Here is a 21,004-nt window from a genome sequence, read left to right on the forward strand (position 1 = left end):
TTTCAGATCCCCGCCATTGTCACGCAGGCGATGGGGTAGAACCAGATGGTCCCCCACGTGCCCTGTGATTTTTTCTGCCGGAAGTTGGAGGAGTAGCGCTCAACCGCATGTGCGCGCATCTTTTCGGTGAATGCAGTCGTGACAGTCTCCTGCCCGTCAATTTCATCCACAAAAAGCTGCATCATAGAGACCATGTTGTTGCCACCCCTTAGATCGGCACCGGCCTCTGGGAGTGTTTTGATCTTGAGGTTCGGCAGGTTCTTTTTCAGCAGGTCGCTGAGAGACACCTGAAACTGGTTGGTGTAGAGCAGGCACTGCTGGCGGTCGGTCGGGATAACCGACGTCATCGGCGTTTCCAGCGTCAGATTGCCGCCCATCTGGACATTGAGCTTCTGAAACGCCTTCAGATAATCATTGTAAACCTGAATGGGGTCGAACGTATCGAGCCAGGTATTACCAGCAGCCGCAGCGCCCGCCGTGGTGGTTTTCGGCAGTGGCGCAATGGCTGCGGGCAGGTTGGGGTCATTCAGCGCACCATACAGCTCCATACCGGAAATCCCGAACAGGGAAATCAGGTTCTGGTTCTTGTTCAGGACGGAGACGCTGGCCTCGTTTTTCTGGTTCACCCAGTCGATCTTTGCTGCGCCCATGCGCGCCACTTCGCGCTCGCCCCATTTCGTCCACGTCTGATAGTGGAAGGACTGACGCTGCGGCCAGTTGGCGTTGGCGTCGGTATCGCCCGCCTGACTGTAATCGTCATAGGAGGCGGCGTAGCCGGACAGTTCCACCATCGGGAACTGAGCGGTATCCGTAACCCAGTCACCCTTCTTGGCGCTGCCGTAAATCTCTTCCGCCTTTGTCGGCGTGATAATGGCCTTGATGATCTTCGGATCGGTGTAGGTCGTGAAGATCGCCGGAATGCCGCTGTTCGGGGCTGTAACCGGCAGGCCTGCGGGCAGCGCGTCCAGCCCCATTTCGGAGACATACCCGCGCACGCCGTCCATGACGATGCCCCAATCCTGCGCGAGGCGGGGGGCATCCTTTCGGAACATCATGTTCATGTTTCAGTTTTTCCTTACGCAGCCGCGACCGGGCCGGTGATGATGATGGGAGAGCCAGCGGCGTTGCACTGCGAGACCTTCCACGCGGTTTCAACGTAACCGTCCACCGTGGCCCCGGCCGCCGCCGTGCTGATTGATCCGTCCGTTGTGGAGGCGAAAACAGACTGGCCGTTGGTGGAAATTGTGCTGGACGTGGCCCAAATATCGCCCCCCTCAGCAAGCTGCGCCATGAAGCCCGCGGGGATCATCATGGTGCTTTCCTGCAGGTAGCGCGTCGTCAGGCCTTGCTGGTCGGCGTAGACAAACCCGGTTGGCGCGCCTGCTGCAGTTACGCTGCTGGTGCCGGTCACGTTCAGCGTTAGGCCAGACCCGCTCCCGTTCGTGGTTGTCGCCACGCCGTTTGCTGTCGGATCCGTGCTCTGCGCGGTAGCGCTCTGGAGCGTTACAGCGGTCACAACCCCGCCTGTGCCGATTGTGGACACCGTGGCTTTGCCGCCAGCAAACGCCGCCGTATCGCCAACAGCGTAGTCTGTGCCGCCTGCGTCAACAGCCAGTGCCGTGACTGTGTAGGTGGTTGCGTCGGCAGGCGGTGCGTTCAGCACGGTCCCATCGCCCTGGTCCCACCCGAAGGCGGCAATAGCCAGCCCGCTTGCACCCGCCCGAAACCCGTTCGGGCCGGGCACAACAGTGCGCCGGGGGTTCTGGCTGGCCCAGCGGCCCGGGAATCCCGCAGGCCAGTTGTAATTTACGGAACTCTGGAAAGGCATATCTGCCTCCTTACAGTTTGCGAGGCGCTGCCACGCCATGAAGGACGCTGCCTTCGGAGGCGGAGTCAGCAGCAATCAGCGTGGTGCGGGTGGATGCGGAAACGATGCTGCGCTGCTGGTCAACCAGCGCACGCAGGCCTGCGGTATTCACGCCATCAAGCCCGGAGATGCCCCGCTCTTTCAGGGCGTAGCGCATGATATCGTCCGCGCTATCGAGGCCGTAAACGTCCCCAACCAGCGGTGCGACAAGGCGCTTGGCGTCCTCAGCGGCACGGGCGCGGGAGCGTTCAGCTTTCAGGGCGCCGTCAACAGCGAGGGAGATGGCGCGGTCCTGCGCCTCAATGCGCTTCTTTTCCTTCTCCTCGCCCTCAAGCTCAGCATTGGCTTTGCGCCCGCCAGCGGCCTCGTTGCGCTTACGCTCTTCTTCGGCCTCATCTTCAGCTTTTTTCTTTGCCTCAGCTTCGGCTGCTTCGTCGGCGGCCTTTTTCTCCGCTTTCTCGCGGGCCTCTTTTTCCTCGGGCGTTTCGTCCTCGGCGCCGGTATCGTCCGTTTCGTCATCGTCCATGCACTTCTTCACATCCTCTTCGGATGCGTCGAGAGCCAGACGGCCAGACTTTAGCGCAGCCGCAACCTTGGCCACTGCTGACATGGGCACACGTACGGCCATGCTCTTTTCCTTTGTTTGGGTGGGTGCGCTGTCACCAATAATGGCGGTCTGCACACGGGGGTTTTCAACGAGCGCAAGATGGTTGAAGCGGATATCCACCATCTTGAGCGTGTAGGGCTGGCCGTCTATTTCGCCAGCCTCAGGGATGGCCCGGTACGCGTATCCCGCTGAGACACACCGCTTCGAGCCGTCCTGAATGGATTTGATTGCGTCGCCGTCCCAGATCGAAAGCTCGCCCACGAGATCAGGGGCCTCGAACTTGGCATTGGCGACAGAGCCGACCGTAATCTGCTTGGGGTGATCCTCGGCATTGATCGGCTGGTGAATGTCGAGGATGGGCTTGCCGTTGATCGTCTCAGCAGCGGCGCGGAGCGCGTCAGCATCGCGGTAGAGCTGATAGATTTTATCAGGCTCCAACCCCAAAGCTTCCGCCCCCGGAATTTCGCGCCCATAGTAGGGAGACACCACGGCGGCGCTGAGGATGCAGCGTTCGACAAACAGGTGTCCGTCCGCGTCTATGCGCCGCACGGAGCGGTCCAGAGCGAGGATGGTGTCAGTCATCATCAAATCCCGGAATAATCACCGAAGACACACACCGGCAGTTGCAAAGCTCGCCGGGGTGTATCCATTTTTCGTCAATGTAAGCGCCCTGATCGAGTTGGTAGCGCAGCTTTTCCCGCCCCGCTTTAAGATGGCTCGGCCGGGGTACCTTCCCAGCGCTGGAATGGACCCAGATCGCTTCCTTGAGGCCAAGCTCCATCTGCCGCACGCGGTTGATGGTGGCCGTCGCCTTGTTGTTCTGGTCTCGGGCGATAAACGCAGCCCGGCGCTTGCTGATGCCGTATTGCTTCTGGAGCGTTTCGGAGAGGCTATGCAGGTCGCGCCCGTTCATCACGGACAGATTGACTGCCGTATTGATGCCCCTCAAATGGTCCTCTGAGAGGCCCTTAATCAGGCTGACGTTTTCCTTTATCGCCTGCTCGACCATGTTCTTCACGAGCTGCGTCGGCTTGAACTTGACGGTAAACCCGTGCCGCTTCAGTTCGGCCATAAACGCGCCCTGAGAATGCTTCTGCGCGCCTGCCACAGCGCGCTCGGCCATCTCCTGCGCCAGATCGTCAAACCTGTTGCGCCAGCGGCGGGTGATCGCGTCCATCGCTTTGCGCAAGAGCGCTAGTGGCGAGGCATCTGCCCCGATTACCGGCTCTACAGGGCGATAAGCAGCCTCGACCTCAGCCACAACCTCGCGATGCATCCGGCGAAGCAGCTTGACCATCGCACCATAGTACTGTGCCTCAACGCCCGCACTGGCCCGCACAGGGGCAATGCGCTTGCCCTGCGCAGACTGACATCTGAGTTGTGCCACTATTGCCTTCTTGATGCTTCGAGTATTTCAGGTTTGGTGGCGTTCCCAGTGACTGAGCAGAGCGCGGGTCCTGATGCTGCGCAGGCAAGCATCAATCTCTTTTCTGGCTCCATCCTTGTCTGATGGGAGGACGGCCTCCGATGCTGCATCCGTGCATCTCTCAATCTTTTTGATTAAATCACCGTAGACATCATAGATGCGGTTTCGCTCACGGCGCTTACTAAGCCAGCCCATGATGCTTATGCTCCGGCCTTGATGCCACAATGGCGCTCTGCACCATCATAATCGCTTCCCTATACGCAGCCTCTCGGTCTGGCCGGTTGTCACGATAAGCCACTTCCGCATTGGAGCAGAGCGACTCTATCAATTCTCTGGAATTTTTTTCTGAAATCATCTTCAATCCTCACTCTCTTCGCCACGCTTCAGCAGCCCCTCAAGCCCCGCGCCATCCTCTTCCGGGTCTGGCGGCTCAGGCGGCGGCCCTGAGATGCTGACATTGCGGTAGATGCTGTGCGCGTCGGACGCATTGCGCTGACGGCACTCTGCGGGAGCCATGATGCCCGCCTGCACATTCACCGCGTCTGTGTCGGTCTTGATCTTCTCAACCTCAGCTGCCTCTTTCTCGGAGAGCTGCCAGAGGTGCACAAATTCAAAGTCAAGGTCGGGGTCTATCTCGCCCCACAGGTTAAGCTGGACCACTTCAAAAATAGTGCGGGTAGTCTGCGCGACATTCGCCTCCTGAAAGGCTGCAATCTCGTCGTAGAAGACGCGGATTTCACCTTCAGATGAAGCGTTCAGGCCCTGAGGCTGGATGCCGAACAGTTTCACGAGCGGGATGCCAGGGATACCGGCCATGAACTCCTGAGACTGGGCCTGCATATCTGACAGCCCAGCCAATGGGGCCGCCTTGATATCAAACTCCTCGCTCTCCTTATCGAGAACAAACGTGCCGTTGTTACTCTGCCACGCATTCATGGCGGCGACGCGGCCCGTGACGCTGTCCGCATCGATATCGCCATAGCTCATGCAGCCATCAGCCTGCATGTTGCCGGTCATATCTGTTTTCAGGATCTTGGTGGCGTAGTTGCTCACCATGTCCGAAACAGACTGGCGCGTCCGGAGGAAGTTGTGGACGTACGCCTCAAGCTGCTGCGTAAGGGACAGGCCGCCGAAATTGAATGCAGGCTTGAGAATATCCGGCACTTCAAACGGCACGACCGTCAGGAGGCGACTGGCATGCACCTCCACGCCCTGCACCCACCACGTTGTGGGTTTGAAATAGTCTGGCCTGAGCGGGTTATCAGCGTTGTAATTGTTCGGGTTCGTCCACATCGGCTCGACATTTTCGATCCGACGCAGGGAGCCTTTCTTGATCCCGTTCTTGTTCACTGTCAGCGGCTTCATCTGCGCCTCTGATGTGAGGGGTGCGCCGTTGACATCGATCCAGATGTGCCCAAGACCAAAGCCGAGCCCGTGAATGATGTGACGACGTACAACCTCACGCACTCGCAGGCGCTTGAACTCCGCCTCTACGGCGCAGATTTTGTCAGCAACCGTGTCGTCTTCGTCGTCCTCAGTATCCACTGAGCGGAATCGTATCCACTCACGGGTGCATTCCTTGGCCAGCGTCTCCACCGGCTTCCGAAATTCGGCCCGCAGCATCATCGCTGACAGGTCCGCGTAGCCCTTGAAATTCAGGCCGTCCGCAATGAAGCTGCTGACGATGCTGTAGTTTGCCTGCGTGAACTCTGTCAGCGCGCTATCGAGCGCAATCTGGCCGCTGTCACCTCGAACGCCTTTGGGGGGCACATAGGGCGCAAACACCCGCTGCGCCGTCTCAAACAGGTCATGCGCTTCAGGAGCATTGAAACGCGGCAGGCGTGGTTTTTTCTGCGTGACTGGCTCAATGCGCCGTACCGGCTGCTCAGCCTTGGGCGTGCGCTTGAACCAGTTTCTCATTGTCGGGCTATTCTCTGCACTGTCTGCTGGGTGAATTTCGGCATACGGCGACGATTCTGGATCACGCCATCAAGAGCGTACCGCAGAGCGTCGATGTAGTGGTTCCACGCGTCAGCAATGACGGGCAGAATATCCTCGGTTTTCTTGTCCACCTTGTAGGAATACTTGCGGAATTCCTCTGCAATTCCCTTGCAGCGCGGATGGACTATGATCTTTTTGAAGGCCTTGAGCCGGGCAACGCCGTCCTCCACGCTGCCCGGCCATTTCTCGGCTGCGCTGATCTTGAAGCCAAAGCGGTTCGCCAAAAAGCTGATGGTTTCTGGCCGGGCGCCATCCGCCTTCCACGGCCAGCGATACGCGCCGGGGATCTCTTCAAGCAGGGCTGGCGTGTCATCCAGCTCCACACCCACGCCGCCCGCTTCATAATCAATGAACAGGCACTCGTCCTGAATAAAGCACCGAACCGCAGCGGTCGGGTCTTTCGCAAAGCCCCAATCAACACCGTAATAGAACCGGGCTTCTTCCGGAGAGCGAAAGTCTTCTACAGACACACGGTTCCGGAAGATGATGGCATCCGAGATGGTGACGTAATCACCTTCCCAGATATGCCCATATTCGTCTGGTCGCGCCCTCAGATCCTCGACGCGCTCTGTGGGGAGCGTGCCATCATTGAACCACGGATTATCGGACCAGTTGGCCCGAACCGCAACAAGGTCGGCTCGGTCAGAGCCGGGGCCACGAAAGAAGTCATCAATCGGATCTTCTGGGCTGGCTGGGTTCCAGCTTGCCCATATCTCCGATCCTGCCTTACGCATGGTCGGTCGCAGCATGCGCCACGAATATGCACTGATAGACTGCGCCTCTTCAATCCATGCGCGGTCAAACCCTTCCAGAGACTTAATGCTGTCCGCTGTGTGGTTCTGCATGCCCTGAAAGATGATCAGGCCGTCACCGGGCGTCTTGATGAGCTGGTCCTGCACATCGAACAGGCTGTTCAGCCCAAACTTGTTAATCTTATCAACAATCAACTGCTTGGAAGAACGCTCAATTGATTTCTGCACCTCACGAATGCAAACCGTGCGATGGCCCGGTATGCTGAGGTGTTCCTCAACAATGTTCTCACCGAAGAAGTGCGACTTCCCCGACCCTCGGCCGCCGTATGCGCCCTTGTACCGGCTTGGAGCCAATAGCGGCTCAAACACGCGGGCGGTCGGAATGTCGAGGGCGGTCATTTACTCAGGCTTGGCTGGGTCCACAATGATACGGCGTACGGCGGTGAACTTGATTGGCCCACCTCCCTCGCCCGTGTGTTCTTGTGTGATCTTGTCGCCATAAACTTTGGGTGCGCGCTTGGACATGACCCACTTGAGGGCGTCAACTTGCAGGCGGCGCGCGTTCGCGTCTTCGGGGCCCGCGGATCGAGCAGCATGAAGCAGTTCGTCCTCAAGGGCTTCCGCCCCGATCGCGCGTGCGTGCGCGTATTGTGTAACTCGGTCGGGGTCAGCGCGCATAAATTTACGGATCCCGGGCCAAGTCGGCATCCCCGGCTCTTCGCATAACTGGCGAAGCGTCAGGCCCTCTTCCAGCTTCGAGAGAATTTCTTCCCACACCGAAGCAATATCCACGCGGACGATTTTAAGGTCTGGCTTTTTCCGTCCGGCCATCCCCTAACTCCACTTCTCCTCAAACCCCCGCAACCCGCGCTCCCGATTAACCATGCGGTCAATCCGGTCCATGCAGCCCGAGGATACCTCGCCAACAATCTGCAAATCATGATTGCGGACGATATGCGGCCAACACCTGATCCGCAGCTCCGTCGTGAGCCCGCTCATCATGCAATCCAGCCAGTCAAGCGGCATGTCGGCCCGGTGCCACAAGTCATCCGGCTGGACAATCTTGCAGACCAGGGCGGCGTTCCGCCGAGCCACCACGCACACGGCACGATATCGCGCAAACTGCACGACGTGACCGCGTTGGAGGGGCATCAGAATTTCCGGATAAAGAAAAAGCCGCTCTGTGGCGGCTTGGTAGGCGTGAGTATTCGACTGTGAGGGAATATTATTATACCCCGTCGATATGGGCAAGAACTTTCTGTCCACCAACGTGCCTGGGCGCTTCTGTGCGTCTCTTGTCAGCGCGTTGAGAGCTATAAAAACTGTGCAATTGCTCCAGTAAAAAACTACATTGAGACGACACTTTTGTAGAAGACGTGCTCTTTGAAACCGCGGGAAAAAGAGCCTCCCCCATCTGTCGAAACGAAAGCTCATCCACCAACATCATCCGCAACCTCTGATGCGCGCAGACACCCAGAGCCTGCCTGACATCCACAATCCGCCCGCACGCATTGGCGCGCACGACCTGCCACGATACAGCATCGTGCCGAGTGGTCGTGTCCGCCACGTGATCCGGGGCAAACTCACGGTAGTCGTGATAACCAAACACATAGTCCCGATACCACCGATCCGCCGCGTTGGCGGCTTCCTGCGTGATATCTCCCGCGTTCAGCAGCGCCTGCACAGTGGTCAGAACGCGCTTGGGCGCTTTCCCCGACCAGTCAGATCGAGCTGCCCTCTCCGGTGTCGGCCCCATATCCTGAGCATGGCGGATTTCATGGCGCGGACGCTTGATAGTTTTTTTCATATCACCCACCCACGAAAGAAAAAATTAAAACACAGAGCAGCCAGCCAACAATGACGAGGGCTGGCGGGGTTTTATCGCAGTGCATTGAGGTCATCCGCTATAGCCTCCACGCCCTCAATAAAGAGGGGCAAATCGGGCCTGCGTGTAGGTGCGAATTTCTTGCCATCCACAGTGAGGTTCCCGCGCAATTTTGTAGGGACGCCGCCGATATTCACCCATCGCGTTACTGTCCCGTCGGGATGCGCTGCGTGCTCGTGAGGCATTAGGGGGAATTTACTGGGCATTGAGGTTAGCCGTCACTCTGTAGCCTTTATAGCTATGAAGGCGACGAAGCAAAGGAATGCGAGAAGCGCAATCACCTCGACGCCATGATAAGCCACATCAGCCCAACTATGGTGAATTCCAGCGCATGTTTGCATGCAACGATGGAATCACACATCCCGCAAAAAGTACAGGGGAATCGGAGTTGCAGCCAAAAGAAAAACCGCCCGGTGTGGGGACACCGAGCGGCTTCTCGATTGGATTTGTGCCTTAACTGAACGGATAGGTGGCGAAAGCCGTCATCTCACAATCAGAAAGCCACGAGACCTTTTTCAACCAGGTTCGTAAGGTTTTCTTACCGCAACACCCCATCCGGTACAAGCCCTTTTTTCGGCCCGCTCCACCAATCCTCCCTCAGAGGCAAAACCTCCTCATCCAACAACCCCTCCTCCCGCTCATGCAGCGGCACCGGGTCCGGCTCGATTGCTGGCGGGATGGAGGGCTCGGGCCAATCCTCCCACGGCACCATTTCCCACTCGTCAGTTCGATCTTTCTCAAACATACCCCAAAATCCCCCTAGATTGCCCGCTGGTGATTTCCAGCTCCCACGTATGCGCTGAGCGGTTTCATCGTGCTCAGCGGGCTTCTGTGATCGTTTTTGCCGCATGTCTGCGCCTGTAGCTGAGTTATCAGCGGTATCAGCCACTCTGCACTGGCTGGATCGGCTTCGATCTGCTGGCGATACCCCGCGATGCGCTCAGCTGCACTCGGCTGGTGGACTTCTGGACGTCTGCGCTCCGGTTCTGCGCCCGGGCGCTGCGCGCGCCATGCAGCCATTTTCGCGGCAACGGCGGCACGCTCTTCCTCGCTCACGCCCTCGTCCCGCTTCCCTACCCGCTCAGCCAGCCGCACGATTTTCCGGCAGCCCTCCACGTTCCGCCGCAGGCGCTCGGCGTAGGGCAGCAGGTGCGCGTACAGCTCGGCGGGCGCTGGCCAGAATTTGCCTTGCGGGCCTTGGGTGACCCACGCCTTGCGGGTCTCTGGCGTCCAGACGCCTGCGGGAAATTCTCCGCAGATTTCGCAGATCGCGCTGATTTTCGACGCACTGTCTGCCGGTTCGGTCGGCGGGTTTACCGTCAGCGGGATCAGCTTTTTCGCCCACGCGGCGATGACGATTTCGGGCGCCGGATCCGTAACGCCCTGGGCACTGGCAATGGCCCGAGCCTCGGCAACACGGGCTTGCGTCAGGTCTCGGGTGGTCATCGGCACGCCGCTCTGCATCGCGGCCAGAACTGCTGCCAGATCGGCAGAAGGCTCGGCTTGAGCGGTCGGCAGCGCAACCGCGCCATAGTGGTTTTTCGCAATGGCGGTCATGTCACACCCCCTCGATGTCGGGCACGTTGGCCCATGTTTCGGCTGCAAGCTGCTGGCGGGATTTGGTCTTCTGCGGCGCGTCCCGCTGGACGTGATCGGCGGCAATCGTACCCGTGCTGATGGCGGATCTTACGGGCTTGTCGAACCATGCCGGGGGCTTACCGCGGCCGCCGTATCGGGATTTTTCCCGAACGACCGCAAGGATGATTTCCCGCGCCCCGTCATAGCCGTAGCCCATGCCCTGAGCGTCAGCGAGCCATTGACGGACCACTCCTGTCGAGACGCAGGACCGGGACGGGTCGCAGCCAGATGCGGCAATGACCTCCTCGCCCAGTTCCCGCCATCGGTCGGCGATCGAGTTTTCGGCTGGAGCGTCGGGCGCGTTACAACCTACATCCTCTGAACGTAGTGAAGAGTGTAATTGTGATGGTGATGGTGACGCGGACGCGCATGACGTGCGCGTATCACCCTCTTTGTAGGTCTTTTGTATGTTCAAATCACCTACTTTTGTATCTACATTTGTAGGCTCTTTGTTGTCGTTTTGCATCCCTTTTGCATTAGATCGATCTCGCCTTTGTTGGACAGCATCGCGCCGTTTGTTGCTGACCGACTGAGCATGAGCCAGCTCTTTATCAGCCCGCTTCTGATGCAGCATCCCGTCGTCCTCGGTCGAGAAAAACCGCTTAAGCGTCGGCCAGATTGATTTGTCCCACACTTTACGGTCTGTGCGCGCGATGGCCGCCAGTTCGTCCATATCGGCTGGCAATGGTCCCTGCCGCCAGTACTCCATCATCAGCAGGAAATAGGCGCCATGTTGAAGCGTGGTCAGGCGCATGGTGTCGGCCAGATAGTCGCCAATGTAGACGGGCATCCATGTCTTGATTTTGCTCATGGATACACACTCCTGACATGTGCCCAGTCCAGCCATTCAAAGACAAATCTGTGATGCCGAGGCATTTGCATATCGATTCCTACGGCTTGCAAGGCTGCAATCTGCTTTCTTGAGATTATGCCGTAAGCAGGACTCTGCTTAGTCATAATCATATGCCGGAACTCCTCAACAGTCTTATCGCGCTTTCCGGAATTGCACTCCCAACATGCGATGATAAGGTTTGGCGGCAGATCGCTCCCACCTTTGCTTTGGGGGAGCATGTGGTCGATTGAGCAGTTGTTAGCTGCATGGAGATTTAATTGCTTCCCGCAATATCCGCATACGCCGCGTTGCTTTGAAAAAATCCACTCTCTGAATTCTTTTTTGAACGAGAAGCCATAAACGTTTCTTGAAACAACTTCCTGCATTGAGAATTTGGGGATTTCCCTCTGAAACAACTCCAGATCCAAGTCATAATCTAGCGTGTTGAGCCAGTAGCTATCCAGGCCTGAAAAATCACCTTGGCCGCTCTCCAGCAGAAAGTATGAGCGTTTCCATGCGGAACGCCTGTTTTCTTCATCCATTGGAAATGCTATATTTTCCTCAGCCACTCCTTGAGTCTCCTTCAAGCATTGGTCAGAAAGCCGCCCGGTGCGCGAACACCAGCGGCTTTCGTCGTTTTAGCAGGGTTAAAGCCCAGTGTGTACCGGGCAGACGGCAGATTGTTGCCTTCTTGATCTGGTGTTTTCATGCCATCACCACGCCCTTCAGCGGCACGTCATGCGTCTCCAGAAAATACAGGACGTCCTCAAGTGACCGGCAGACGGCTACGGGCATGCCTGCGGCTTTGAGCCGCTTGTGCATGTCCTTCTGGACCTTGGAGACGGTGCCCTTCGGCGTCTTTATCTCGATCAGATAGGTGCGTCCCCTGTGGTGTATCTCCATATCAGGCACGCCCGGCACGCAGCCGCGCATCTTGCGGCGCATGCCTTCACGCGGACCCATCTGCCGGTTCTCGGTGCTCCACGCTACAGCATCGTCTGGCAGGAGGAATTGCAGGGCCTTCCAAATGTGGGTGTGGAGGCGGTCCTCTTCGTTCTGGGCCATCTGTCACATTCCTAATGCGCGGCGATAGATATCAAGCAGCGTCTCCTGCTCTTCAACATCAGCAGGCTCCTGCTTGCGAATAGCGATGATCTGCCGGATGGTTTTTACGTTAAATCCGGCGCTCTTCGCCTCTGTGAAGATATCCTTGATATCGCCAGCAAGGGCCTTCCGCTCCTCTTCCAGTCTTTCGGTTCTTTCTATGATCGACCGCAGCCGGTCAGCCGCAATGCCGCCAACTGCCGCGTCGTCGTCGGTGAATTGGTTGTTTTCGTCTTCATGGTTTTTCGGGAAAGGCATCAGATTTCGTCCATCGGGTAATATTCTGCGGGAGGCCGGATCACCTTGATCCCGGCTGCATTAAGCACACGGTCTGAAAATGGCTTTTCGCCGTTGGTCATCTCGTTGAGCTGCTGACGCTTCATGCCGATTGACCGGGCCGCTGCCGCCTCAGACTGAAAAGTGTCAAGCCAACGCCTGACAAATCCCAATCTTTGCCCATCAGTGAGGCTGTTGCGTCGGGTCACTTCTTTAGTTCCTCCCGCGCAGCCCGCAGGGCACGATCCATCTTGTCTTGCCAGGTATCCCAGTCGAACCAAGAGACATGCACCCAGGTCACATGCACTGAGGGTGGTGGCCCTTGGTGTGTTCGGAACCATGCGAACCGGCAAAGCCGGAGTTTGATCCACGGCATTTCTCTCCTTCGCGCTCTTTCCGGCGCTGCTGCACGAGGGCATTGACCTCGGCGGCGATAGAGTCACAGGAGGCCATCAGCTCAATAAGCGCCTCAGCATCTGGGGCATTCGTGCCTGACAGCCAGTTACGCGCGGCCCTTGGCGTTCTCATTGCCGAACGGGCCAGCATTTCAGCCGCAAAACGGAAAGGCTCGAACTCGCGCTTGATGGCGCCAAGGAGCTTTTCCCGAATGGGCGTATGCACAGCGCCCATCATTTGCGGAAACTTTCGGTCATTTTTTGACTGTTTGTGGGCGTGAATTGCCCGATCATTCCACATTGCTTTGCTCCATTCTCCGTTTTGCGAGAACGAGAGACTGGAGAAACCATGAAGAAGGAGACTGAATTTGGATCGGTGGAATACGGGGGTGAATACGTCACCAGCCCGTATTCCCCGCTTGATACGGCAGACACAGCGCCCGACCAATTGCCCCTTGCCACGCCATACCTCAGCCAGTCCCTGACACGGACGGCCAAGCTCTGGCGGCAGCTATATCCCGGCACGACACAGCAGCAGCGGATAGACCTCATGCTGCTGATCGGCCGGGAGTTGGGGGTTGAGGCGTGCGAGTGCATCAGGGGGTGATGTCAGTCCACGCAGGGGCCGAACGGGATTTCATCGTCCAGATCCTGCCGGCCGGAATTATATCCGCCGCCCCAAGAGCCGCCGGACTGCTGCTGGTCGCCCTGCTGGCGCTGGCTACTCTGCTGGCGGGGCTGTTCACCCTCACCCGCTTCCTTACTGTCGAGCAGGACCAGTTCGCCACGGAACCGCTCAACAATGACTTCCGTCGTATAGCGTTCCTGACCGGACTGGTCGGTCCATTTGCGGGTCTGCAAAGCGCCTTCCAGATAGACCTTGCGGCCTTTCCGCAGGAAGCGCTCTGCCACATCGGCCAGACGATCGTTAAAAATCACCACACGGTGCCATTCCGTGCGTTCCCGGCGCTCTCCGGAAGAGCGGTCATTCCACGTATCGCTGGTGGCGATAGAGAAAGACACGATCTTCTGACCGCTCTGCGTGGTGCGGGTTTCCGGATCTTTGCCCAGATTGCCGACCAGAATAACTTTATTGACGCTGCCGGCCATCTATCTGGTCCTCACATAAATAACATCCCGCCCACCGGGCGCGCCGTATTGCAGCCACACGTCCGGGTCGATCCCGGCGCAGCGCTCCAGATAGGCAGCCGCACGGGCCTGAGTGCCGAATGCGGACCATTCGGACTGGCCGCATGGGCGCGCGTAGGCGAGTTTGAAATTGGCTGGGGGATTGGTGGATTTTTTAGCGAGGGTCATGCTGCCCCCTTCCGAGGCGTCAAAACCCGCTTTGCCCGTTTGCGCGTCCCGTATGTGCCGATCAGCTTGCGCGCATGGTGCGGACTCATGCCTAGGAGGCCGCTGATACGCTCGGGGGTTGCACCCTCAGAGCGCAGCCGCCTGACCTCATCAATCGTGGATTGGGGGAAGATTGTGGGTTTACCGGCCATTACTCGCCCCCAGTCATACGGGCGAGTGAGGGAGACGCTTTACGAGCATCCCCCTCTACGTCACCGTTGCGTTGTCCAACCACAACAGGAGACGATTCCGTGAGCATCAAAGACGCTGCCAGCAAGGCAAGAGAAGAACTCAGCCGCCCGCGTGGCTTCCAGACTTCCGTATTGTCAGACCTCCCGGCGGGAAACCGGCAGTTAAAGACGGATGAATTCTGGGAGAATGAATTTGTCAGCCAGCTCATCCGTGGGCTGGTGGATCGTGCGCTCACATCACCCGAAGAGGCGCGAGAGTTCTTCGACGCAACAGCAGAGAGCGTCTTGCTCAGGAAGGAGCATGATCTCAACGACACGCTGGCGATGGAAAGAGTATTCGAGAAATATGTGGCGCTCATTTCTTAACGCCCTCGCCGTCAAACACCGGGGCCAGTGCGGCAGTCATACGCCGCACTGTGTCCCGCCGCCCTTTCACGCCGGGCATGTCACGGAACAGGAAGGCCACAAGCGCAAGGGCAAAATGACCAACAAGGCCGCGAAGATATGCCCGAAAATCCGGCTGGCGGCGGCTTACTTCCATCTTCCACGTCACGTTCGTTGCGGAGCTATCGCACCATATCCATGCGTTGAGCGGACCAATTCTCATGACCGCGCCTCCTGTGCTGGGGTGCGTTTGAAGAGGTCGGGGCGGAGTTCTTCGCGGGGGATGCCGGTTGCGGCTTCGAGTGGCAAAACGCGCTCATAGGGGACATTCTCCCAGCGGATTACCGCGCTGTGGTGAATGCCCAGAAGGCGAGCAACCCGAGACGGCCCGCCAGCCTTCTTGATTATTGATCTGATGCTCATGTCTTTCTGTGACATGAGATCACACTTTTCGTCAATCATTATTGTGATGTGATGTCACACAAAAGAGGCCAGAAAGTGCCAATGTGATTTTATGGATAAAGCCTTTGCCGCGCGAATCAGACGACTTCGCATTGATAGTGGTTTGAGCCAGGTGGATATTCAGGCCGCCACTGGCATAGACCGCACTTATCTTTCCCGCATGGAGAACAAAGGCATCCCTACCGCATGGGATAAAATGTGCGCTCTGGCTGACTTATTTGGCGTCACCCTCGATTATCTTAGAAGCGGCCAGACGGTTCCTTCTTTGGAAGGTAGCGGCGAAGTCATTAAAGACGCCGACGAACGCTCCCTTGTCCGCATGTGGCGAGCTATGAACGAGGGTGAGCGTCTTGCCCTTAGGGCTGTCGCTGAGCGTTTGGCTGATAAGGCGGACCCGTCCGGTGCCGCCTAACCCCTCCCCCTCGAATCTCTCTGCCTTGTTCATGTTCTGAGTATGGCAGAACGAAAGGGGAACAGCAACGAGCAAGAATTACAACAAAGATATGTCCTCATTGGAAAATTTCTAAGGAAAAAACAAAATGTCAGATTTCAGCCCGCTATTATCAGGGGGGCCTCCTCCGCAAGATCCGGGAGATAAATATTATCAAGACCGCGTGGTGAAATTTTGGTCTCATCTAATAAAAAATGAACTTACGCCATTTAAGTGCCACGCCTGCAAAGCTGAGAATACTCTTGTTTTGTACGGGTTCAAATATGAGGTCACCGTTACCCCGACATCTACCGTGGGTAGATATTACCCCAATTATGACGCTTATTGCAGCAAATGCGGGTTTATCCATTCATTTAATGCAGAAGTAGTGGAGGGCGTCTAGTGAGCTCCGAAACTAACATTCGCCACTTTCCTGGAGGGAAAGAGCCGGTCGAAAAAGGAGTTGACGGCGGCAGCGGTCCTCCCCATGATTCAGATATGGAACGCCGCGTAGAACGCCTCGAAAAGAAGATGGAGGATGTGCAGGGGGCCCTAACCTCCATACAGGTGACGCTTGCCGAAATTAAAGCAACGATGGCTACCAAAGACGATCTGACAAACGTTCGCGTCGAAGTCGCTGAGATGAAAGGGCGGATTGCTAAACTGCCCTCCCTTGCCCAGATTGCCGCATTACTGGCTATAGCTGGCGCAATTTTTAAGGGACTTTCCTTTATTCACTCCTGAATCTATTCGAAATTTATTCCTCTGCGGGCACATCCCCCACACACCCCAAAACCTCAGGCTCCCCGTAATCCCCCGCCTCCTCATCAACGGCCATACGGACAGCCTGAGCACCTGCCGCTCTGAGCAGTCCATCCCTCACCTTCTCAACCCTGCGTAACGCATCCTCGGCATCCCGGCACGCAATAGGCGTCCCGGGCTCCAGCGTCGTACGCTTGCCGGTCTTTTTCCACACATATGGCTGAAAGATGATTCGTTCGGTGGCGGGCATGGCGGGACTCCGGGCAGCGTGTTCCTATTATGTTCTATCTAGAAAATTGACCTGAGATCAAGGGGTGGAAATTTTGTGACATAACATCACATTTTCTATTGACGGATTTTGTGACCTCATGTCACACATAACCCATCACCACGGAGATGGGCAATGCAACAGACGGTCGAGCAGCGGACTGCTCCCTCACTCAACAAAACACTCCAAACCAACGCGGGCTACATCGCTGGCGTTCTCGTGGAAAACCCGTTCGTGCAGGCGTTTGTAGGCGTGCTGTTCTACGGCACCGTCGCGGGCGTTCTGATGTTTACGGATGCCGGGCTTCGCATCACTGAGGATCTTCTGGATCTGCTGCTGGCGCTTTGTCAGCTTGTTGGGGGGCTGGCCTAATGTCGGACGCGAAATTTACTCCGGGTCCGTGGGGTCTGGACGTTGGGTTTGATAGCAGCCCAGGAGACTTTGATAAATACTGGCAGGTTCATGACGGGCATGATGCAATTGCTTGTTCCGCAAACTGCTACGCAGGAAACAGAGAGGCCAACGCCCACCTAATCGCCGCAGCGCCGGAGCTTTATGAGGCGCTGAGTGATCTGGTCTCGTCTCTTGAATGCACTGATACAGACCTTTTTATCTTACGGGAAGAAATCAAGGTTGCCCGCGCCGCGCTCGCCAAAGCCCGCGGAGAAGCATCATGAGTGCTATCGTCTGGGAAGAAGGAAATAAATGCCCTCACGCTGATTGCACCGGCCATATCATCATTGATTACCCAGATGGCGGGTGCAGTTGCCACATTAATGCGCCATGTAACCGGTGCACTTCCTCGTTTCTCGTCTGCGACACATGCGGAGATGAGGAACCGGAAGATGAGACGCCTTATGTCCCTATTATGGCATACCGCTCAATAGGCGGGGGAATTTCTGAACTATATTGCAAAAATCCCTCTAAAGACCTCGGAAATGGCAAGCGTATTTATGATTATGACTATGATTCCAGTTCAGGAAGCACGATGGCCTACCAGGGCAAATACGAAGGCCCTGTAACCGCGCAGGAAATTATTGACGCGCTTGGTGACGGGACATTTGGGCATCGCGGGCCGTACCTTTTCGGCGATAAGGCCCGTGGCTCCTTCACTTATACAAAAATCACTGACTAACACCCCCGCGTCACCCGGTTTGCGGACCGGGCTTCGTGGCCGTGTTACCGGCAGAGTGTTCTCCAATCAGGAGTTTTTGAAATGTCACAGTCTATGGGTGGATACCCTGACAATATGCGCGGCGGCGTTGGAGGCCCCTACCCTGCTGCGCGTGGATATCACAGCCTGTCCAGCAACATGCTGGCGGCGGAAACAGCAAACCTCAGGAAAATTGCGGCAATCATCCGCAAGGCAAGCGAAGATATCGCGCCTCTGGTCGGTCAGTTGCATTACGCGACGACTGAGGTCGAGGGGCGCATGGGCATGACTGCGCTGGATGCGGTGATTGAGCTGCCCGCCATCGCTGACGAGATCGATCGTGATGACGTGGATCATGCAGAAAAAGCGGCGGAGTGCGTGTGATGCTCAGCAACAGCGAGCGGAACGAACTGACCAATCTCGTGAAGGCGGCGCAGTCATGCCTCGCGAATAACAGCCTGACGCCGCTTCAGGCGTATGAACTGCGCGAACATGGGGAAACGCTGGTTGAACTGGAGCGCATGCGCCGCGTCCCGGCTTATTCAGCGGCTTTGCAGGGATGTGGGGCATGAGTGACCCCATCCTGACAGCCGTAAACCGCGTTTACGCTGAATACCTGCACGCCGATATGGGCGCGGTGAACGGGTGCATGAAGGCAATTCGCTTGCCGGGCGCAAATACGGACGGCTGCGCGCTGGAGCTTATCGGCGTGCTGGAAAATGTGGAGCGCAAGGCGAAGTTCGCCCGAGACCTCCTGCGGGCCGCTCTCTGCAACCAGATGCAGATCGATGGCGTGGTGTGTCTGGAATCAGACCACTGGAAAGCAACGGTCATGCGCCCGGCCGCATCGGCCCACATTTCGGATGAAAAGGCGCTCAAGGCGGCCCGGCCAGAACTGTGGAAGCCGCAACCGGACAAGCTCGACCGGACGGAACTGAACAAATTGGTGCGTAACGGGCCAGTGCCCGGCGCAACCCTCACAAATGGCGGCGCACCCACACTGCGGGTCAGCGCTCGGAAGGATGTTTGATATGAGTAATGCTCTGGAACTGCATCAGGAGCAGGAACGCGAACTGATCCACGTTTTGAAGGACAGTCTCTATCCGGGCGCTGCCGATGATAGCGTGCGGATGGTCATTTCCTACTGCCGGGCTGCCTCTCTGGATGTCATGAAAAAGCCGGTTCATATCGTGCCGATGTGGGACAATAAGGCGCGCGTCATGCGTGATGTTGTTATGCCAGGCATCGCACTCTATCGGATCGAGGCGTCCCGGACTGGCGACTATATCGGAAAGAGTGAGCCTGAATTCGGCCCCACCCAGTCAGCCGAGCTTGGCGGCGTGCGCGTACGCTTCCCTGAGTGGTGCAAAGTGACTGTCCGACGCTTGGTGCATGGGCGCGATTGCGAATTCACGGCCAAAGAATACTGGATCGAAAACTACGCAACAGCCAAAAAAGACACCGACGCTCCAAATAGCATGTGGAAAAAGCGGGCTTTTGGACAACTGGCGAAGTGCGCCGAAGCACAGGCTTTGCGCATGGCTTTCCCTGAGCAGACTGGCGGCACGAATACAGACGATGAAATGGACGGGAAGACGCTTGGTCCTGTCGTGGACGTAACCCCAACGCAGCACCGCGTTGAACCACCCCGCCCACCTGTTGACCACATCGCGCTTTTCCGGGACCGCCTCACCAAATGTGACGATCTGCGCTCCGTTGATGGCGAATGGGGCCGCTGGCAGACAACCATCAAGCGCGCTGAAGAGGCTGATCGCGCAATCAGCGAAGAGGTGCAGTCCGCCGTGCAGGACATGATTGCCGAGCGCCGCGCTGAACTGGAAACTGAAGTCGCCCAGACCCCTATTGAAGAAATGGCAGAAGCATGACCGCAAGAAAGAAGGCACCGCGTAAATGGCTGTGCGGAGAAATAATCCCGAATAATGAGGCTGGGCTTTTGGAAATTGCGACAACTAGAGGGTGGTTTTATAGCAACGGACTAAATAAGCCGATTCATTCGGTCGTAATCTGCAATATGAGCCTGTCCACCATAATCTCCCATCTCAGGTGGGGAAGAATTCATCGCGCCACACTCAACCCAGATTGGGTTGAGTTCGAGAGGGAGAAATTTCTCGATCTTCCCGAAGATGCACGGAAAGCGATCGCAGGGGATTCTGACCTCGCCGAAGTAGGTGCCGCATGACCCAAAAAACCAAACTAGAAATCATCGGCCCGTATACGCCGGAGCATCCGGGGCCGTATATTATTGATAGCGCCATGTCCTCAGATGTGAGGCTTGTGCAAGTTACTGTCCATTGCATTGTTGATGGAGTTGCGTTTGTCACGACAGAAGACCGCGATGGCCCGTGGTGTGCGCGGACTTCAGACCTCATGAACGCCCGCGAAGTCCCTGTGGCGCGGGAGTTTTGGGTTAATGAGTATGCGGGCGGTGGTCTTTCACTTGCTCATCCTTCTTTAGGCAGGGCGGCTGCGAATAGAAGAACGGATGGTTCCTTCATCCGCACCATCCACTTACGCGAAGTCCTGCCGGGAGACGAAGCATGACCCAACCCACCGGCGTATTCGTGCGGTTGCCTCTGAGTGAGGCAGCGCGCGAACTCCTTGTTGATGCTGCCGCTTTTGGGAAGCCTGACGATAGCCATGATCAAGCTATCCTATCTATCGGCACGCCTGTGACGGGGGGCGATACGTCAGTCGTTGATTACTCAGAATATGAACCAAAATATCACGATCAAGGCATGGGCTGTGGATTAGAAGATCGAGGTATTCATGACCGGTATGAGGCAATGGGCTACGGCTGGGATCAAGCAATGGAGCGTGTCTGCTCTGAGTTCCCGGAGACCGTTCTTTTAACCGCCCACCAAGCCGCCATCGCCGCGTTAGAGGCTGAGGTGGGGCGGTTGCGGAATGTAGTAGGCGCAGCCCGCACAAGCATCGCCACAGGAAACCCCATGAAGGCTGCATATGTTCTGGAAACAGCCCTGAAAGGCCCGGAAGCATGAGCGAGGAACTGAAGGCTTGTCCTGACGGCGGTGCTTTGTGCCTTGTTGCAATAGCTACGGTTCGCCGCCCAAAAGATATGACTCCTATTGGGTTTAGGGCGGTTTGTTATGAATGTCAGGATCGTGGGCCACTGCGCCCATCACCAGAGCAAGCCATCACCGCATGGAACACCCGCGCAGGAGAGGAGGCGTGAT

The 21,004-nt window shown here is 57.1% G+C and carries 38 protein-coding genes; 15 read left to right on the forward strand and 23 right to left on the reverse strand.

What is annotated here, in order from left to right; translation table 11 throughout:
• Window positions 1–2: 2 nt before the first annotated feature.
• From KP699_RS07940 to KP699_RS07975, 8 genes are all read right to left on the reverse strand, one after another.
• Entirely contained in the window at window positions 3–1,061 is a 1,059-nt protein-coding gene (locus tag KP699_RS07940; RefSeq protein WP_215762200.1) for a DUF2184 domain-containing protein, read from the reverse strand.
• A gap of 14 nt (window positions 1,062–1,075) precedes the next feature.
• Complete coding sequence (locus KP699_RS07945) at window positions 1,076–1,828, reverse strand: hypothetical protein (protein ID WP_215762201.1); 753 nt, start codon at window positions 1,826–1,828, stop codon at window positions 1,076–1,078.
• A 10-nt stretch (window positions 1,829–1,838) separates the two neighbouring features.
• Window positions 1,839–3,059: a DUF2213 domain-containing protein gene (locus KP699_RS07950; RefSeq protein WP_252346876.1), complete on the reverse strand. Its 1,221-nt coding sequence runs from the start codon at window positions 3,057–3,059 to the stop codon at window positions 1,839–1,841.
• Window positions 3,049–3,861 carry a phage minor head protein gene (locus tag KP699_RS16720; RefSeq protein WP_215762202.1) on the reverse strand — a complete coding sequence of 271 codons (813 nt, stop codon included), beginning with the start codon at window positions 3,859–3,861 and terminating at the stop codon, window positions 3,049–3,051. The genes KP699_RS07950 and KP699_RS16720 overlap by 11 nt, the downstream gene beginning before the upstream one ends.
• 220 nt (window positions 3,862–4,081) lie before the next feature.
• Window positions 4,082–4,255: a hypothetical protein gene (locus KP699_RS07960; RefSeq protein ID WP_215762203.1), complete on the reverse strand. Its 174-nt coding sequence runs from the start codon at window positions 4,253–4,255 to the stop codon at window positions 4,082–4,084.
• Window positions 4,256–4,257: 2 nt separating this feature from the next.
• Complete coding sequence (locus KP699_RS07965) at window positions 4,258–5,820, reverse strand: DUF1073 domain-containing protein (RefSeq protein WP_215762204.1); 1,563 nt, start codon at window positions 5,818–5,820, stop codon at window positions 4,258–4,260.
• Entirely contained in the window at window positions 5,817–7,052 is a 1,236-nt protein-coding gene (locus KP699_RS07970; RefSeq protein ID WP_215762205.1) for a PBSX family phage terminase large subunit, read from the reverse strand. Before KP699_RS07970 ends, KP699_RS07965 begins: the two co-directional genes overlap by 4 nt.
• Window positions 7,053–7,484, reverse strand: a complete 432-nt coding sequence (locus KP699_RS07975; protein ID WP_215762206.1) for a hypothetical protein — start codon at window positions 7,482–7,484, stop codon at window positions 7,053–7,055.
• Between the two features lie 108 nt (window positions 7,485–7,592).
• Between KP699_RS07975 and KP699_RS07980 the strand changes: the two genes are divergently transcribed.
• Window positions 7,593–7,871 carry a hypothetical protein gene (locus tag KP699_RS07980; protein WP_215762207.1) on the forward strand — a complete coding sequence of 93 codons (279 nt, stop codon included), beginning with the start codon at window positions 7,593–7,595 and terminating at the stop codon, window positions 7,869–7,871.
• Between the two features lie 10 nt (window positions 7,872–7,881).
• On the opposite strand, the gene KP699_RS07985 is transcribed toward KP699_RS07980, so the two are convergent.
• The 10 genes from KP699_RS07985 to KP699_RS08025 all read right to left on the reverse strand — a co-directional run bounded on the left by KP699_RS07985 (window position 7,882) and on the right by KP699_RS08025 (window position 13,084).
• Window positions 7,882–8,460 carry a hypothetical protein gene (locus tag KP699_RS07985; RefSeq protein WP_215762208.1) on the reverse strand — a complete coding sequence of 193 codons (579 nt, stop codon included), beginning with the start codon at window positions 8,458–8,460 and terminating at the stop codon, window positions 7,882–7,884.
• Window positions 8,461–9,076: 616 nt separating this feature from the next.
• Complete coding sequence (locus tag KP699_RS07990) at window positions 9,077–9,283, reverse strand: hypothetical protein (RefSeq protein WP_215762209.1); 207 nt, start codon at window positions 9,281–9,283, stop codon at window positions 9,077–9,079.
• A 14-nt stretch (window positions 9,284–9,297) separates the two neighbouring features.
• Window positions 9,298–10,095 carry a hypothetical protein gene (locus KP699_RS07995; protein ID WP_215762210.1) on the reverse strand — a complete coding sequence of 266 codons (798 nt, stop codon included), beginning with the start codon at window positions 10,093–10,095 and terminating at the stop codon, window positions 9,298–9,300.
• 1 nt (window position 10,096) lies between these two features.
• Window positions 10,097–10,987 (reverse strand): DUF1376 domain-containing protein, encoded by an 891-nt coding sequence (locus KP699_RS08000; RefSeq protein ID WP_215762211.1) that lies wholly within the window; start codon window positions 10,985–10,987, stop codon window positions 10,097–10,099.
• A complete protein-coding gene (locus KP699_RS16625) occupies window positions 10,984–11,577 on the reverse strand; it encodes an HNH endonuclease (protein WP_215762212.1) in 594 nt (197 codons plus the stop codon). Before KP699_RS16625 ends, KP699_RS08000 begins: the two co-directional genes overlap by 4 nt.
• Window positions 11,578–11,591: 14 nt before the next feature.
• Window positions 11,592–11,717 carry a hypothetical protein gene (locus tag KP699_RS16630; protein ID WP_256442331.1) on the reverse strand — a complete coding sequence of 42 codons (126 nt, stop codon included), beginning with the start codon at window positions 11,715–11,717 and terminating at the stop codon, window positions 11,592–11,594.
• Window positions 11,714–12,073, reverse strand: coding sequence for a VRR-NUC domain-containing protein (locus KP699_RS08010; protein ID WP_215762213.1), 360 nt, complete (start codon window positions 12,071–12,073; stop codon window positions 11,714–11,716). Before KP699_RS08010 ends, KP699_RS16630 begins: the two co-directional genes overlap by 4 nt.
• A 3-nt stretch (window positions 12,074–12,076) precedes the next feature.
• A complete protein-coding gene (locus KP699_RS08015; protein ID WP_215762214.1) occupies window positions 12,077–12,370 on the reverse strand; it encodes a DUF2312 domain-containing protein in 294 nt (97 codons plus the stop codon).
• A complete protein-coding gene (locus KP699_RS08020; protein WP_215762215.1) occupies window positions 12,370–12,597 on the reverse strand; it encodes a hypothetical protein in 228 nt (75 codons plus the stop codon). Before KP699_RS08020 ends, KP699_RS08015 begins: the two co-directional genes overlap by 1 nt.
• Window positions 12,598–12,685: 88 nt before the next feature.
• The gene (locus tag KP699_RS08025; RefSeq protein ID WP_215762216.1) at window positions 12,686–13,084 is read right to left on the reverse strand and encodes a hypothetical protein; all 399 of its coding nucleotides are present in this window, start codon (window positions 13,082–13,084) and stop codon (window positions 12,686–12,688) included.
• A gap of 48 nt (window positions 13,085–13,132) precedes the next feature.
• Between KP699_RS08025 and KP699_RS08030 the strand changes: the two genes are divergently transcribed.
• Window positions 13,133–13,390, forward strand: coding sequence for a hypothetical protein (locus tag KP699_RS08030; RefSeq protein ID WP_215762217.1), 258 nt, complete (start codon window positions 13,133–13,135; stop codon window positions 13,388–13,390).
• 2 nt (window positions 13,391–13,392) lie between these two features.
• On the opposite strand, the gene ssb is transcribed toward KP699_RS08030, so the two are convergent.
• Complete coding sequence (gene ssb, locus KP699_RS08035) at window positions 13,393–13,893, reverse strand: single-stranded DNA-binding protein (RefSeq protein ID WP_215762218.1); 501 nt, start codon at window positions 13,891–13,893, stop codon at window positions 13,393–13,395.
• Entirely contained in the window at window positions 13,894–14,100 is a 207-nt protein-coding gene (locus KP699_RS08040; protein ID WP_215762219.1) for a hypothetical protein, read from the reverse strand.
• A gap of 290 nt (window positions 14,101–14,390) precedes the next feature.
• On the opposite strand from KP699_RS08040, the gene KP699_RS08045 reads away from it, so the two are divergent.
• Window positions 14,391–14,696, forward strand: a complete 306-nt coding sequence (locus tag KP699_RS08045; RefSeq protein WP_215762220.1) for a hypothetical protein — start codon at window positions 14,391–14,393, stop codon at window positions 14,694–14,696.
• On the opposite strand, the gene KP699_RS08050 is transcribed toward KP699_RS08045, so the two are convergent.
• Window positions 14,686–14,937 (reverse strand): hypothetical protein, encoded by a 252-nt coding sequence (locus KP699_RS08050; protein WP_215762221.1) that lies wholly within the window; start codon window positions 14,935–14,937, stop codon window positions 14,686–14,688. The two genes, KP699_RS08045 and KP699_RS08050, sit on opposite strands and share 11 nt — an antisense overlap.
• The gene (locus KP699_RS08055; protein ID WP_215762222.1) at window positions 14,934–15,137 is read right to left on the reverse strand and encodes a Cro/CI family transcriptional regulator; all 204 of its coding nucleotides are present in this window, start codon (window positions 15,135–15,137) and stop codon (window positions 14,934–14,936) included. The genes KP699_RS08050 and KP699_RS08055 overlap by 4 nt, the downstream gene beginning before the upstream one ends.
• 91 nt (window positions 15,138–15,228) lie before the next feature.
• Here KP699_RS08055 and KP699_RS08060 point away from each other — a divergent pair, with 91 nt between their 5' ends.
• Both KP699_RS08060 and KP699_RS08065 read left to right on the forward strand, forming a co-directional pair.
• Window positions 15,229–15,588, forward strand: a complete 360-nt coding sequence (locus KP699_RS08060) for a helix-turn-helix domain-containing protein (RefSeq protein WP_215762223.1) — start codon at window positions 15,229–15,231, stop codon at window positions 15,586–15,588.
• Window positions 15,589–16,008: 420 nt separating this feature from the next.
• The gene (locus KP699_RS08065) at window positions 16,009–16,350 is read left to right on the forward strand and encodes a hypothetical protein (protein ID WP_215762224.1); all 342 of its coding nucleotides are present in this window, start codon (window positions 16,009–16,011) and stop codon (window positions 16,348–16,350) included.
• A gap of 13 nt (window positions 16,351–16,363) precedes the next feature.
• Here KP699_RS08065 and KP699_RS08070 read toward each other — a convergent pair whose 3' ends face one another.
• Window positions 16,364–16,618 carry a hypothetical protein gene (locus KP699_RS08070; RefSeq protein ID WP_215762225.1) on the reverse strand — a complete coding sequence of 85 codons (255 nt, stop codon included), beginning with the start codon at window positions 16,616–16,618 and terminating at the stop codon, window positions 16,364–16,366.
• Window positions 16,619–16,771: 153 nt separating this feature from the next.
• Between KP699_RS08070 and KP699_RS08075 the strand changes: the two genes are divergently transcribed.
• The 10 genes from KP699_RS08075 (at window position 16,772) to KP699_RS08120 (ending at window position 20,809) form a co-directional block, all read left to right on the forward strand.
• Complete coding sequence (locus KP699_RS08075) at window positions 16,772–17,008, forward strand: hypothetical protein (protein WP_215762226.1); 237 nt, start codon at window positions 16,772–16,774, stop codon at window positions 17,006–17,008.
• Window positions 17,008–17,313: a hypothetical protein gene (locus tag KP699_RS16405; protein WP_252346877.1), complete on the forward strand. Its 306-nt coding sequence runs from the start codon at window positions 17,008–17,010 to the stop codon at window positions 17,311–17,313. The genes KP699_RS08075 and KP699_RS16405 overlap by 1 nt, the downstream gene beginning before the upstream one ends.
• Complete coding sequence (locus KP699_RS08085; protein ID WP_215762227.1) at window positions 17,310–17,771, forward strand: hypothetical protein; 462 nt, start codon at window positions 17,310–17,312, stop codon at window positions 17,769–17,771. Before KP699_RS16405 ends, KP699_RS08085 begins: the two co-directional genes overlap by 4 nt.
• 81 nt (window positions 17,772–17,852) lie before the next feature.
• Window positions 17,853–18,173, forward strand: coding sequence for a hypothetical protein (locus tag KP699_RS08090; protein WP_215762228.1), 321 nt, complete (start codon window positions 17,853–17,855; stop codon window positions 18,171–18,173).
• Window positions 18,173–18,361 carry a hypothetical protein gene (locus KP699_RS08095; protein ID WP_215762229.1) on the forward strand — a complete coding sequence of 63 codons (189 nt, stop codon included), beginning with the start codon at window positions 18,173–18,175 and terminating at the stop codon, window positions 18,359–18,361. The genes KP699_RS08090 and KP699_RS08095 overlap by 1 nt, the downstream gene beginning before the upstream one ends.
• Window positions 18,358–18,819, forward strand: a complete 462-nt coding sequence (locus KP699_RS08100) for a hypothetical protein (protein ID WP_215762230.1) — start codon at window positions 18,358–18,360, stop codon at window positions 18,817–18,819. Before KP699_RS08095 ends, KP699_RS08100 begins: the two co-directional genes overlap by 4 nt.
• Before the next feature lies 1 nt (window position 18,820).
• Entirely contained in the window at window positions 18,821–19,675 is an 855-nt protein-coding gene (gene bet, locus KP699_RS08105; RefSeq protein ID WP_215762231.1) for a phage recombination protein Bet, read from the forward strand.
• Window positions 19,672–19,989 carry a hypothetical protein gene (locus tag KP699_RS08110; RefSeq protein WP_215762232.1) on the forward strand — a complete coding sequence of 106 codons (318 nt, stop codon included), beginning with the start codon at window positions 19,672–19,674 and terminating at the stop codon, window positions 19,987–19,989. The genes bet and KP699_RS08110 overlap by 4 nt, the downstream gene beginning before the upstream one ends.
• Window positions 19,986–20,351: a hypothetical protein gene (locus KP699_RS08115; RefSeq protein WP_215762233.1), complete on the forward strand. Its 366-nt coding sequence runs from the start codon at window positions 19,986–19,988 to the stop codon at window positions 20,349–20,351. Before KP699_RS08110 ends, KP699_RS08115 begins: the two co-directional genes overlap by 4 nt.
• A complete protein-coding gene (locus KP699_RS08120) occupies window positions 20,348–20,809 on the forward strand; it encodes a hypothetical protein (protein WP_215762234.1) in 462 nt (153 codons plus the stop codon). Before KP699_RS08115 ends, KP699_RS08120 begins: the two co-directional genes overlap by 4 nt.
• Window positions 20,810–21,004 lie beyond the last annotated feature (195 nt).

It is taken from the genome of Acetobacter sp. P1H12_c (genome assembly GCF_018811975.1).
Lineage (GTDB): Bacteria > Pseudomonadota > Alphaproteobacteria > Acetobacterales > Acetobacteraceae > Acetobacter > Acetobacter persici.

Bases quoted from the DNA above. Each gene is read 5' to 3' on its own strand.
- KP699_RS07990 (WP_215762209.1), bottom strand. From the start codon at position 9,283: ATGTTTGAGAAAGATCGAACTGACGAGTGGGAAATGGTGCCGTGGGAG.
- KP699_RS07985 (WP_215762208.1), bottom strand. From the start codon at position 8,460: ATGAAAAAAACTATCAAGCGTCCGCGCCATGAAATCCGCCATGCTCAG.
- bet (WP_215762231.1), top strand. From the start codon at position 18,821: ATGAGTAATGCTCTGGAACTGCATCAGGAGCAGGAACGCGAACTGATC.
- KP699_RS08015 (WP_215762214.1), bottom strand. From the start codon at position 12,370: ATGCCTTTCCCGAAAAACCATGAAGACGAAAACAACCAATTCACCGAC.
- KP699_RS07940 (WP_215762200.1), bottom strand. From the start codon at position 1,061: ATGAACATGATGTTCCGAAAGGATGCCCCCCGCCTCGCGCAGGATTGG.
- KP699_RS08090 (WP_215762228.1), top strand. From the start codon at position 17,853: ATGTCACAGTCTATGGGTGGATACCCTGACAATATGCGCGGCGGCGTT.
- KP699_RS08055 (WP_215762222.1), bottom strand. From the start codon at position 15,137: ATGAGCATCAGATCAATAATCAAGAAGGCTGGCGGGCCGTCTCGGGTT.
- KP699_RS07960 (WP_215762203.1), bottom strand. From the start codon at position 4,255: ATGATTTCAGAAAAAAATTCCAGAGAATTGATAGAGTCGCTCTGCTCC.
- KP699_RS08085 (WP_215762227.1), top strand. From the start codon at position 17,310: ATGAGTGCTATCGTCTGGGAAGAAGGAAATAAATGCCCTCACGCTGAT.
- KP699_RS08025 (WP_215762216.1), bottom strand. From the start codon at position 13,084: ATGTGGAATGATCGGGCAATTCACGCCCACAAACAGTCAAAAAATGAC.
- KP699_RS07975 (WP_215762206.1), bottom strand. From the start codon at position 7,484: ATGGCCGGACGGAAAAAGCCAGACCTTAAAATCGTCCGCGTGGATATT.
- KP699_RS08030 (WP_215762217.1), top strand. From the start codon at position 13,133: ATGAAGAAGGAGACTGAATTTGGATCGGTGGAATACGGGGGTGAATAC.
- KP699_RS08100 (WP_215762230.1), top strand. From the start codon at position 18,358: ATGAGTGACCCCATCCTGACAGCCGTAAACCGCGTTTACGCTGAATAC.
- KP699_RS07945 (WP_215762201.1), bottom strand. From the start codon at position 1,828: ATGCCTTTCCAGAGTTCCGTAAATTACAACTGGCCTGCGGGATTCCCG.
- KP699_RS08115 (WP_215762233.1), top strand. From the start codon at position 19,986: ATGACCCAAAAAACCAAACTAGAAATCATCGGCCCGTATACGCCGGAG.
- ssb (WP_215762218.1), bottom strand. From the start codon at position 13,893: ATGGCCGGCAGCGTCAATAAAGTTATTCTGGTCGGCAATCTGGGCAAA.
- KP699_RS08060 (WP_215762223.1), top strand. From the start codon at position 15,229: ATGGATAAAGCCTTTGCCGCGCGAATCAGACGACTTCGCATTGATAGT.
- KP699_RS07965 (WP_215762204.1), bottom strand. From the start codon at position 5,820: ATGAGAAACTGGTTCAAGCGCACGCCCAAGGCTGAGCAGCCGGTACGG.
- KP699_RS08040 (WP_215762219.1), bottom strand. From the start codon at position 14,100: ATGACCCTCGCTAAAAAATCCACCAATCCCCCAGCCAATTTCAAACTC.
- KP699_RS08120 (WP_215762234.1), top strand. From the start codon at position 20,348: ATGACCCAACCCACCGGCGTATTCGTGCGGTTGCCTCTGAGTGAGGCA.
- KP699_RS08010 (WP_215762213.1), bottom strand. From the start codon at position 12,073: ATGGCCCAGAACGAAGAGGACCGCCTCCACACCCACATTTGGAAGGCC.
- KP699_RS07950 (WP_252346876.1), bottom strand. From the start codon at position 3,059: ATGATGACTGACACCATCCTCGCTCTGGACCGCTCCGTGCGGCGCATA.
- KP699_RS16405 (WP_252346877.1), top strand. From the start codon at position 17,008: ATGTCGGACGCGAAATTTACTCCGGGTCCGTGGGGTCTGGACGTTGGG.
- KP699_RS07995 (WP_215762210.1), bottom strand. From the start codon at position 10,095: ATGACCGCCATTGCGAAAAACCACTATGGCGCGGTTGCGCTGCCGACC.
- KP699_RS16630 (WP_256442331.1), bottom strand. From the start codon at position 11,717: ATGAAAACACCAGATCAAGAAGGCAACAATCTGCCGTCTGCCCGGTAC.
- KP699_RS08095 (WP_215762229.1), top strand. From the start codon at position 18,173: ATGCTCAGCAACAGCGAGCGGAACGAACTGACCAATCTCGTGAAGGCG.
- KP699_RS07970 (WP_215762205.1), bottom strand. From the start codon at position 7,052: ATGACCGCCCTCGACATTCCGACCGCCCGCGTGTTTGAGCCGCTATTG.
- KP699_RS08000 (WP_215762211.1), bottom strand. From the start codon at position 10,987: ATGAGCAAAATCAAGACATGGATGCCCGTCTACATTGGCGACTATCTG.
- KP699_RS08070 (WP_215762225.1), bottom strand. From the start codon at position 16,618: ATGCCCGCCACCGAACGAATCATCTTTCAGCCATATGTGTGGAAAAAG.
- KP699_RS08110 (WP_215762232.1), top strand. From the start codon at position 19,672: ATGACCGCAAGAAAGAAGGCACCGCGTAAATGGCTGTGCGGAGAAATA.
- KP699_RS07980 (WP_215762207.1), top strand. From the start codon at position 7,593: ATGATTGCGGACGATATGCGGCCAACACCTGATCCGCAGCTCCGTCGT.
- KP699_RS08050 (WP_215762221.1), bottom strand. From the start codon at position 14,937: ATGAGAATTGGTCCGCTCAACGCATGGATATGGTGCGATAGCTCCGCA.
- KP699_RS08075 (WP_215762226.1), top strand. From the start codon at position 16,772: ATGCAACAGACGGTCGAGCAGCGGACTGCTCCCTCACTCAACAAAACA.